The 7,065-nt window shown below is 50.0% G+C and carries 9 protein-coding genes; 5 read left to right on the top strand and 4 right to left on the bottom strand.

The genetic code is table 11. The annotated features are described in order from the left end of the window. The first annotated feature begins 173 nt into the window (after positions 1-173). A complete protein-coding gene (ettA, locus tag MRY86_RS03945; protein ID WP_293570526.1) occupies positions 174-1,853 on the top strand; it encodes an energy-dependent translational throttle protein EttA in 1,680 nt (559 codons plus the stop codon). A 64-nt stretch (positions 1,854-1,917) separates the two neighbouring features. Here ettA and MRY86_RS03940 read toward each other — a convergent pair whose 3' ends face one another. Together MRY86_RS03940 and MRY86_RS03935 are read right to left on the bottom strand one after the other, a co-directional pair. Next, entirely contained in the window at positions 1,918-2,496 is a 579-nt protein-coding gene (locus MRY86_RS03940) for a M23 family metallopeptidase (protein WP_293570525.1), read from the bottom strand. A 61-nt stretch (positions 2,497-2,557) separates the two neighbouring features. Further along, complete coding sequence (locus tag MRY86_RS03935; protein WP_293570524.1) at positions 2,558-3,394, bottom strand: formate/nitrite transporter family protein; 837 nt, start codon at positions 3,392-3,394, stop codon at positions 2,558-2,560. 114 nt (positions 3,395-3,508) lie between these two features. Here MRY86_RS03935 and MRY86_RS03930 point away from each other — a divergent pair, with 114 nt between their 5' ends. Next, positions 3,509-4,078, top strand: a complete 570-nt coding sequence (locus tag MRY86_RS03930; RefSeq protein WP_293570523.1) for a type 1 glutamine amidotransferase domain-containing protein — start codon at positions 3,509-3,511, stop codon at positions 4,076-4,078. Positions 4,079-4,246: 168 nt separating this feature from the next. Here the strand turns inward: MRY86_RS03930 and MRY86_RS03925 are convergent, their stop codons facing one another. Then, positions 4,247-5,008 (bottom strand): segregation/condensation protein A, encoded by a 762-nt coding sequence (locus MRY86_RS03925; protein WP_293570522.1) that lies wholly within the window; start codon positions 5,006-5,008, stop codon positions 4,247-4,249. Continuing rightward, complete coding sequence (locus tag MRY86_RS03920; protein WP_293570521.1) at positions 5,005-5,589, bottom strand: Uma2 family endonuclease; 585 nt, start codon at positions 5,587-5,589, stop codon at positions 5,005-5,007. Before MRY86_RS03920 ends, MRY86_RS03925 begins: the two co-directional genes overlap by 4 nt. 47 nt (positions 5,590-5,636) lie before the next feature. On the opposite strand from MRY86_RS03920, the gene MRY86_RS03915 reads away from it, so the two are divergent. Genes MRY86_RS03915 through MRY86_RS03905 form a run of 3 tightly spaced genes read left to right on the top strand, consistent with a single transcriptional unit; the run spans position 5,637 to position 7,060 of the window. After that, positions 5,637-6,347 carry an SAM-dependent methyltransferase gene (locus tag MRY86_RS03915; RefSeq protein ID WP_293570520.1) on the top strand — a complete coding sequence of 237 codons (711 nt, stop codon included), beginning with the start codon at positions 5,637-5,639 and terminating at the stop codon, positions 6,345-6,347. A 55-nt stretch (positions 6,348-6,402) separates the two neighbouring features. Then, positions 6,403-6,627 carry a hypothetical protein gene (locus MRY86_RS03910; RefSeq protein WP_293570519.1) on the top strand — a complete coding sequence of 75 codons (225 nt, stop codon included), beginning with the start codon at positions 6,403-6,405 and terminating at the stop codon, positions 6,625-6,627. Positions 6,628-6,646: 19 nt separating this feature from the next. Further along, positions 6,647-7,060, top strand: coding sequence for a putative toxin-antitoxin system toxin component, PIN family (locus MRY86_RS03905; RefSeq protein WP_293570518.1), 414 nt, complete (start codon positions 6,647-6,649; stop codon positions 7,058-7,060). Positions 7,061-7,065 lie beyond the last annotated feature (5 nt).

The following is a 7,065-nucleotide window of genomic DNA, read 5'->3' as shown; positions in this document are numbered from 1 at the left end:
GGGATCTTGGATTTGCGACATCGGAGCAAGCCACTTCCCAGCGTAAATGCTGACATTGAGTAGGTTTGCTGTGGCAAACCACTTAATCGTCAGTATAGTTAAAAAGCACGCGATTTGGGTTTGCCGAACCCAACTGTTCTGCTATCTTTATCCGCTCAACTTAAAAACCGCCTATGTCTGACGAAAAAATAATTTTTTCGATGGAAGGGGTCTCCAAGACCTTCCCGCCATCCAAAAAGGTTCTAAATAATATCTGGCTGAGCTTCTTCTACGGTGCCAAAATTGGCGTGCTTGGCCTCAACGGCTCCGGTAAGTCTACCCTGCTCAAAATCATAGCAGGCAAAGATGAGAACTACGAAGGCAAAATCAGCTTCGACGGCAGCTACAAGATCGGCATGCTGGAGCAGGAACCAGAGCTCGATCCGGATAAGACCGTGCGCGAAGTGGTGGAAGAAGGCGTGCAGGATATTGTCGACCTGCTCAAAGCCTACGAAGCCATCAACCTGAAATTCTCGGAGCCCATGAGCGACGATGAGATGAATAAACTCATCGAACAGCAGGGCGAGATGATGGAACAGCTCGAACACCAAAATGCCTGGGAGTTGGACAACCGCATCAACACCGCGATGGAAGCCCTGCGCTGCCCGCCCGATGATGCGCCTGTGAGCGTGCTCTCAGGTGGAGAACGCCGACGGGTTGCACTCGCCCGCCTGCTGCTAAGCAACCCGGATATCCTGCTCCTTGATGAGCCGACCAACCACCTTGATGCCGAATCCGTGGACTGGCTGGAGCAATACCTCCAAAACTTCCCCGGTACGGTCATCGCTGTGACCCACGACCGCTACTTCCTGGATAATGTGGCGGGTTGGATTCTGGAGCTCGACCGGGGTGAAGGCATTCCATGGAAAGGGAACTACTCCTCTTGGCTGGAGCAGAAAGCCAAGCGCCTGGAGCAGGAAGAAAAAGCCGAAAGCAAACGCCGCAAAACCCTGCAGCGCGAACTGGACTGGATCAAAATGGCGCCGAAGGCCCGTCAGGCCAAAGGCAAAGCCCGTCTGAACGCTTATGAGAAACTTGCCAGCGAGAGTGGCAAAGAGCAGGAAGCCAAGCTCGAACTCTACATCCCACCCGGGCAGCGCCTGGGCGATAAGGTCATTGAGCTAAAAGGCGTAACTAAAAAATACGGTGACCGCACCATTTTCGAAAACCTGGACCTTGAAATTCCGCGCAATGCTGTAGTGGGCATCATTGGCCCCAACGGTGCCGGTAAGTCGACGCTCTTCCGGACCATTATGGGCAAAGAAGCACCGGACGCTGGTGAGGTCGTTATCGGAGACACCGTTGACCTATCCTATGTTGACCAAAGCCACGAAGACCTGCAAGACGGGGACAAAACCGTCCACCAGGCGATTTCGGATGGGAATGAAATCCTGGAGATAGGCAACCATACCATGAATGCCCGGGCTTACATCAGCCGCTTCAACTTCACAGGCCAGGATCAGCAGAAAAAGCTGGGCGTGCTTTCTGGTGGAGAGCGCAACCGGGTACATCTGGCCATGACGCTAAAAGAAGGTGGAAACGTCCTCCTGCTCGATGAGCCGACCAATGATATTGATGTAAACACACTCCGGGCGCTGGAGGATGCGCTGGATAATTTTGCCGGCTGTGTCCTGGTCATTTCGCACGACCGCTGGTTTATCGATCGCCTGGCCACGCATATTCTTTCTTTTGACTACGACGAGGAGCCGGTCTTCTTTGAAGGCAATTATTCTCAATATGAAGCCAAGAAAAAAGAGGAGCAGGGTGATAACAAGCCTAAGCGCCCCCGGTTTAAGAATGTAATCAACCGGTAGGTCTACTGTTGTAAAGGTGCAAAGAAGACGCTTCGGAAAGATGACCGGAGCGTCTTTTCCTTTTTTAGGCGCCTTCGTAGAATTGGGCAGGGTTCACTTCTCCCTTGCCGGGCAGTATAATCTCGAAGTGCAGGTGCGGAGTCGTATGCCGCGCATTGCCTGTATTTCCGACACTACCGATCGCCTGACCTGCATTGACTTCTTCACCGGCTTCCACCCATTGCTCATCGAGGTGGGCGTAGAATACCATCGTACTGTCCCGAAGCCGCAGCCACACTTGCTTGCCGCCGTTGCCGCCATTCTTGACCCGCTCAACTGTCCCTTTTGCAATAGCCAATACTGGTGTACCCTGGTCTGCCTTGATATCAATACCCTGATGCTTACGGCCGCCACGGGCATCACCAAATCTGGAAATGATGTGGCGCGGGCTCTTATTGGCCACGGGGAAGAGAAAGGTAGGATTGCCTGCAAGCACATTTTCAGGCTGCCGACCACCATCCTGAGCGACCCGCACTACGTACTCATGCACGGCTGTTTCAACCTGATGCTCATAACGGCTCCCGCTGCCCATGTAAATGAGTGGGCCAAAAGCCAGGAGCAACAGCAGGAAGTAAGTCGGAAGCTTTAATTTTTCCCAATTCATAGACCGACATAACTGTTTTCGGAACCAGATTATTGCCAAAAAGCGAACAGGATCTACTGCTTTAATCCTGAGTCACCTGGTATTTCAAGATGGAGACAAAAAATACCCCGCCGATAATATTGCCAATGGTAGACCATAACTGGGTCACAAAATAATCTGACAGGCTGATTTCATCAGAAGACAACAAGCCGGCGAACACCTCTGTGGAGCCCACAATACTATGGTGCAGCCCTCCCAGCCCGATTACAGCAGTTACGATCACGACTACAAAGATGCGGGCGATGGTTTCCTTGGAAGATGTGGCTAGCCAAGACACCAGTCCCATAAGCCAGCCTGCCAGGATGGCACTGACTAATATTAAAGGTGCCGAGTAGTCGATCAAATGCATTGCAATATCTTCAAGGGCATCATAGGTGACTAATCCAAGCCTCGGTCCAATATAAGCTATGGCCGCCCCTATGATGTAACCACCTATAAGATTACCCAGGTAAATAATCCCCCAAATCCTGCTTAGGTCTTTGAGCGACTCCCGGCCGCTCAGTACGGGCAACACCGCTAAAGTAGTATGCTCCGTAAACAGGGCGGAACGCCCAAGGATGACAAATATAAAACCTATAGGGTAAGCAAGAGCCAGTACGACCTGCATCACTTCCATCGACAACTGGTCATTGAACATCGTGTACAACACGCCTATTACCAGCAAACTAAAACCCAGGTCCAACCCGGCAGTCAGAGCGGAGAGGAACAGCGCCTTATTGCTTCGGCGGTATTCCTCCATACTCTCTTCTATTTGTTCTTTGACGATCCGCTCCATCGACTTTGGCCGGGTCACTGTTTCCTGCGATTCCTTTTTGATGTTTTCTTTCCTTTTATCCCTACGCAATAGTTTCCTGTTCACATTATTAGTGTTGGTGTACTTTAATAGAGCGCAGAAAGCACAATTGATGTTCGAACTCAAAAATTAGCAGTAAACATAGCCCGGCACTTATCGTTGAAGAGTAAATTTTGAACCATGAACAACCGGAAATTAAACGAAAATAAAGTTGCCATTCTGGCTACAGACGGATTTGAGCACTCTGAGTTGCAGGAGCCTATGAAAGCCTTAATTTCAGAAGGGGCGACGGTGCATATCGTTAGTCTTTCAGAAGGGCAAATCAGAGGCTGGGAAAAAGGCAATTGGGCGATCACACCCGTGCACGTGGATGTTGCTGTGGACCGCGCCAATCCGGCAGAATATACCGGGTTGGTTTTACCAGGAGGCGTGATGAACCCCGATAAGCTTCGCCGGTACCCACATGTTATTGACTTCATCAAAGGCTTTGCGGAACTGGGCAAGCCGATTGCAGCAATCTGCCATGCACCATGGCTGCTTATTGAAGCAGACTTGGTAAACGGTCGCACGGTGACTTCCTTCGAGTCCATACGCACCGACCTGGAAAACGCCGGGGCAAACTGGGTTAATGAAGAGGTTGTGACAGACGGTCTCATCACCACCAGCCGCAAGCCAGGCGACCTTGACGCATTCAGCCATAGGTTTATCGAGCAATTGCTTACTGAAACGCCAAGCAGTTCTTCCGTGTAGGGCTGACTTTATGAAAAACATCCTGAATTTATCAGAAAGGGGCGCTCCATGCGCATGGAGTGCCCCTTTCCTGTATCAGGCCCAAATAGGCCTTCCTGACTCCGGGAAGGGAGCAATCCCATTAATACAGATAATGTATCCCCAGGCCAGGTTCGCCCGCACTAATGATCACTCTTCTTCCTCCGATGCCCGGTATTCCTCCACCCAAAAGTTATTGTAGCCCAGCCCTACCGTGATTCGGATTTCCTGTAAATTAAGCAATTCCAGCAGCGCCAGAAAGGTGACAATAGCATGAATTCGATTGCGGCAGGCGCTGAAAACCTCAGTGAAAGTGGCACGCCGCCCACCCTGAATCTGGGAAAAAATGTGTTCCTGCTGACCTTCTATGGTGTAACTGAACTGTACGATCTGGTGTACCGACTTAGGGTTGGCGTACTCAAACCGCTCTACGACCCGCTCAAAGGCACGCAGCAGTTTGAAAAGCGTAACGGATTCCAGCTCGGCATCCACCAGGGCTTTGGTGGCAATGCTGTGCAGTTCTTTAGTGACATTGCCCCGGTAGGACTGCTTGGCACGGCGGGCTTCCATCTGCCGCATTTCCTCCAGTACGCTTTTGACGCGTTTATATTCGATAAGGCGCTGCACGAGCTCCTCCCGGGGGTCGATCTCGTTGCCTTCCTCGTCCACCGGCTTGCGGGGGATAAGCATTTTTGCTTTGATGCGGCAAAGGGTAGCGGCCACCAGGATGAATTCACTGGCGAGATCAATATTCATCTCCTCCATCTGCCGGATGTAGGCCAGGAAATCGTCCGTGATCTTGGCGATAGGAATGTCATTGATATCCAGCTCGTCCCGCTCAATGAAGAAGAGCAGCAGGTCAAAAGGGCCCTCGAACTGAGGCAGTTTTATGGTGTAGGAAGTATCACTCATATGTTGAATGGAATTTGGGGTTCCATTAAGTTATTTAAGCCGGCATAAATGGCCCGCATTGGAATGCGGATGCCCAGGCTATGTACGGGAACCTCTCTGTCAAGCCCTATGATCGTCTGCATGCGCCAGTAGTCTTTGCTTTCGCGAAAAAGCGCATCAACAATGGGTTGATCCTGATCAATGAGCAGGTATTCCCGGAAAGCAGGAAGGGTCCGGTACTTTCTGAATTTTGCGTCCCGGTCATAAGCAGAAGTCCCATCCGAAAGCACTTCCACGATCAGTACAGGGTTTAAGATTGCCTGATTTTGAGCTACCAACTCCCCGCAAACTACACTCACATCAGGGTAAACAAAATGATTAACCACCTCCAGGTATACCTTTTGATCGCTATTAAAAACCGTACAGGAATCTTGTAGGCGACTGCGTAATTCAAAGTACATATTGCCGGCAATACGGTTATGATCGATTGACCCACCTGCCATATCCACAAGCAGGCCGTTGTGATATTCCTGCTTTACTGAAGATTGCTCCTCAGCAGCAAGATAATCAGAGATGGACAGGTATTTCTCAGGTTGCGGCATTATCGCTACTTTTGGATTTCTACAAAAGTAACAACTTTAGCGTTGCCATGCCGAACAAAGGAAAACTCTATCTCATCCCCGCACCGCTTGGAGAAGGGGCGGTACATACCCTGCCGCAGCACGTCATTGACATCCTGCACCGGTTGGATATCTTCATTGCCGAGCGTGCCAAGACCGCCCGCCGGTTTATCAAGGAGACCAACCCGGTAAAGCCCTTCAGTGAGCTGACCTTTTACGAAATTACCAAGCATACGCCCCCAGAGGACCGGCAGCGCTTCCTGGCCGATGCCGAACAGGGCAAAGACATAGGGCTCCTCTCCGAAGCCGGCTGCCCGGGCGTTGCTGACCCCGGCGCTATTGTCGTACAAACGGCACATCAGCGGGGTATTGAGGTGGTGCCACTCGTTGGGCCATCGTCTATTTTGCTGGGGCTGATGGCTTCTGGCATGAACGGTCAGAACTTTTGCTTCCACGGCTACCTGCCGCCCAAAAAGCCGGAGCTGCAAAAAGAGCTCAAATTTCTGGAGCAGCGGGTGTTCAAGCATACACAGACGCAGATTTTCATTGAAACGCCCTATCGGAATATGAGCCTGATTGAAACGGCTATCAACACCCTTTCCCCCGATATGCTGTTTTGCATCGCGGCAGACCTTACCTTGCCCACAGAGTATGTGCGCACGCTCACCATCGCACAGTGGCGTAAGACAAAGGTGCCGGATTTGCACAAGCGGCCGGCCATTTTTTTGGTGGGGAAGTAGGGAACTAATTACTGCTTAATTTTGTATTTCAGTTTGTTATCTAAAATCTTCAAACATGGATACACCATCTCCTCCCTTAAGTAATGTTCAGCTCGAACTACTAAAAGTATTCGCTTATCAGGTCTCTGATGAAGACCTGCTTGAGCTAAAGGATACTTTAGCCAATTTTTTTGCTAAAAAAGCCATTCAATCCGCAAACGAGGCATGGGATAAGCAGGGATGGGACAACCAAAAGGTCGATCAGTTGCTTAATACTAAACTTAGGAAGCGCTCCTCCTAAATAGTATAATCCCCCTGCCATGAAAAGAGTAGTCATTGACACGAATGTCCTACTGGTTTCCATTTCTGAAAAATCCAAGCTTCATTGGATATTCAAATCCCTTACAGAAAAAGCTTTTGAGCTTTGTGTGTCAACAGATATTCTGGCAGAATATGCAGAAATTATTCAGCTTCATATGGGTGCGGAAACCAGCAACAACGTTTTGTCTACACTGGAAAACCTGTCTAATGTTGTCAGGGTAGACTATTATTACCGATTTCAATTACTGGATGATCCTGATGATAACAAATTTGTCGATTGCTGTGTGGCAGCGAATGCGGACTATATTGTCACACACGATTCTGACTTCAATAAACTGAGCGGAATTGCCTTTCCGGTCATAAAGGTAATTGATTCAGATGTCTTTCGAATTCAACTGAGCAACGGACTATAGCCCTC

Source organism: Phaeodactylibacter sp. (assembly GCF_022763345.1).
Lineage (GTDB): Bacteria > Bacteroidota > Bacteroidia > Chitinophagales > Saprospiraceae > Phaeodactylibacter.
This window is presented reverse-complemented; position numbering and strand designations above follow the sequence as displayed.